General features: G+C 73.0%; 4 protein-coding genes. 1 reads left to right on the top strand and 3 read right to left on the bottom strand.

The window, feature by feature from the left end; genetic code table 11:
* Positions 1 to 57: 57 nt before the first annotated feature.
* Positions 58 to 300 (bottom strand): hypothetical protein, encoded by a 243-nt coding sequence (locus ACY5KJ_RS19190; protein WP_462204024.1) that lies wholly within the window; start codon positions 298 to 300, stop codon positions 58 to 60.
* A gap of 576 nt (positions 301 to 876) precedes the next feature.
* On the opposite strand from ACY5KJ_RS19190, the gene ACY5KJ_RS19185 reads away from it, so the two are divergent.
* Complete coding sequence (locus ACY5KJ_RS19185; protein WP_462189263.1) at positions 877 to 1674, top strand: SDR family NAD(P)-dependent oxidoreductase; 798 nt, start codon at positions 877 to 879, stop codon at positions 1672 to 1674.
* A gap of 72 nt (positions 1675 to 1746) precedes the next feature.
* On the opposite strand, the gene ACY5KJ_RS19180 is transcribed toward ACY5KJ_RS19185, so the two are convergent.
* Positions 1747 to 2958: a GNAT family N-acetyltransferase gene (locus tag ACY5KJ_RS19180; RefSeq protein ID WP_462189264.1), complete on the bottom strand. Its 1212-nt coding sequence runs from the start codon at positions 2956 to 2958 to the stop codon at positions 1747 to 1749.
* On the bottom strand, positions 2955 to 3139 hold a 185-nt coding region (locus ACY5KJ_RS19175; RefSeq protein WP_462204023.1), incomplete at its 5' end, for a hypothetical protein. The genes ACY5KJ_RS19175 and ACY5KJ_RS19180, both read right to left, overlap by 4 nt.

Raw genomic sequence — 3139 nt, 5'->3', positions numbered from 1 at the left:
CACCAATAGACGATCATGAGAGGGCCAGTTCGATCACAAGATCAGCGACAGATCCGGTCACCGTCCCAGGGCGGCCTGGACCCGCCGCCAGTCGGCGATGACCGGGCCCACCAGCGTCGTGTGCGGGGCGGAGAACAGGGTCGTGGCGTACCGGTGCAGCCGGTCGTCGAGTTCGGTGAGCGTCACCGGATCGGGATCGGCGAACGTGATCTCCCGGGAGAGTACCGCCGCGGCCCGTCCAGCGGCAGCCAGACCGAGCCGGTCCGAGGCCCGGGTGGGCGACAGTTCCATGCCGTTCATGACCATCCCCTCACGTTCCGGCCGGTGCCTCGTGGCGCACCGGTCACAGCCCGGCGACGGATGTTCGACCGGGCGGGGACCATGCTTCGTTGCGTCGTCCCGTGGCTGGGGCCGCCGCCGGTCGGCACGGCCGGCTGTACGCCGATGATGCTGGTGAACCTGCACGGTTCACCCCAGTGCGTAGCTGATCCGGCAAACACTGTGACCAGTCGCAAGCTACCGCGCAAGAGGGGGGTAGTGTACAGCGGTTTGACAGATTGATCAGAGTCTGCTCCTGGTCCGCCCCGGACAGTTCGGACGTTCCCGATGATCGAGCTCGGGGTCCGCCCCCGCTGTGCCCGCCCCCGCCGGTGAGGTGGCCGCGGCGCAGGTCAGGCAGGCCAGGCAGGTCGGGGGGCGCGGTGTTCCCGGTCGTCGAGCCATCGGTCCAGATCCTGTCCCCTCGACACCCCGCCGCCGCCAACCCGCGATCCGTCAGATAACTCACAGGCGGATAACCCACCTGCCAGGGGCAAGCCCTGACTCCCTGTGGCCGGGCCACCCTGCCGGTAGGGAGAACTGTGGTAGGGAGAGGCAGTGGATTTCCGCGGACAGACCGCACTGATCACCGGTGCGTCGACGGGCATCGGCGCCGTCTTCGCCCGCGAGTTCGCCGACCGGGGCGCCGACCTCGTGCTCGTCGCGCGCGGCGAGGACCGGTTGCGCGCGAACGCCGCCGAGATCACCCGGCGTCACGGCGTGCGCACCGAGGTGATCGCCGTCGATCTGGCGGAGCCGGCCGCGGTCGACGCCGTCGCCGAACGGGTCGCCGCCGCCGGGGGCGGGGTCGACGTGCTGGTGAACAACGCCGGGTTCGCCACGCACGGCGACGTGGCCGGGGCCGAGGCGGCGCGGCTGGTCGGGCAGGTGCGGCTCAACTGTGTCGCTGTCGTCGAGCTGACCGCGCGCTTCCTGCCCGCGATGGTGCACCGCGGGCGCGGCAGCATCGTGAACGTGGCCAGCATCGCCGCGTTCCAGCCGGTGGCGCACATGGCCGTGTACGCGGCGACGAAGGCGTTCGTGCTGTCCTTCTCCGAGGCGCTGTGGGCCGAGGCCCGCCCGGCGGGGGTCAGGGTGCTCGCGCTGTGCCCCGGCTCCACCGACACGCCGTTCTTCGACGTCGTCGGTACCGAGGACGTCGCCGTCGGGCGCAAACGTTCCCCCGAGCAGGCGGTGGCCAGTGCGATGCGTGCCCTCGAACGCGGCCGTCCCTCGGTCGTCGACGGACGGCGCAACGCGCTGCTGGCCCGGGGTGGGCGGCTGCTGCCGCGGCGGGCGCTGATCCGGATCGCCGAACGCGCCGTCCGCCCGGCCCCGGACGGCTCTCGCGGGTAGGACCTCTCCGGTAGGCCGGGGGGTTTCGGGATCATCCTCACCCGGCCAGCCAGCGCCACCACGGGCCGAAGATCAGGTCGGTGAGCAGCGTATAGCCGCCCGCCGCGGGGTGCGCGCCGTCACCGGCGCGAGCTCACGCGCCCAGGACGGCCGGCGGCGCAGGGCGGGGAACACGTCGACGTAGGGGACGTCGTAGGCGGCGCAGACCTCGGCGTAGCGGACGGTGAGGTCCGCGACGCGCTCGTCGCGGCCGGGATCACCGGACGGGGGCGGTCCGACCATCAGCACCGGCATGAGGGGGCGGGCCTCGGCGAGCAGGGCCGTCAGGGCGGCGACCGAGTCCCGCGGCGGGACCCGGGTGGCCGTCCCGGTCCCCGCCGCCGGGTCCGTGGTGTCGGCCTCGGCGGTCATGTCGTTCACGCCGAACATGTCGTTCACGCCGAAGGAGATCACGAGCCGGGGGTGTTCCGCCTCGGCCAGCCGGGGCAGGCACTCCGCCCGCCATCGGGCGTGGGCCTCGGTGGAGGTGGCACGCCGGAGCCCGAGGTTGTAGGCGGTCAGCGCCACGCCGGCGTCCTCTGTGCGGGCGGCCAGACGCCCGACCCAGCCCAGGTGGGCGGAGTCGCCCACGCCCGCGACGAAGGAGTCCCCGAGGAAGCAGACCCGCAGGTCGCCGCCGCGCAGCCGGGCCGCTGCCGGCGGGTGCGCGGCCGGCGTTGGCAGGCGTGGGAAGGCCGTTGCCGCCGCGTCGAGGTCGGCGGCGGTCAACGGCCGGGTGAAGGTGACGCGGTGCAGCCCCGGCCCGTCGTAGTCGGAGTGGACCGGGACGCCGTCGATCATGGTGTCGCCGGGTTCGACCCGGAAACCCAGGCCGGTGTGGAAGGCCAGCGACGTCGCGTTGCCCGGGCTGGTGACCGCGTCGACGCGGCGGGCCCCACGGGTGGCGGCGAGCCGGAAGAACCGCCGGTAGAGACCGCCGGCGATACCACCGCGGCGGCGCGCCGGGTCGACGCCGACGAAGTGGATGTAGGCGACCTCGGGTGCCGAGGCCGACAGGAAACCGACGAGGAAGGCGACAAGGCGGCCGTCGCCGGCACGTTCCACCAGGTAGCTGCTGTCGGTGAAGTGCTGGAAGAACAGCCGCGGCAGCAGCAGCGCGCGCTGTATCGACCCGGCGGCCCCCTGGAAGCCACCCCACCAGTCGTCCATGACGGCGAGCACGCGCCCCTGGTCGTCCGCGGTGGGATGGCGCATCGTCAGGCCGTCGGGAGGATCAAAGATCACGCCGCCACCCTGGCAGAGCCCCGGCCGCCGGCCAAGGCGTTTTTTCCCGCCCGACCGGGATCCCGGTTGTCCGCGCCGCCCCTCCGATCCCGCCCCGGATCGGACGGGCGGTCAGACGGACGGACGGACGGGTGGTCCAGGTGGGGGTCGCCGTAGTACTCGCCGAAAATCGGACGCAGCT

This window comes from Frankia sp. CcWB3, from assembly GCF_977927595.1.
Note: the sequence above shows the minus strand (reverse complement) of the source record. Positions and strands in the feature narration are given on the sequence as shown.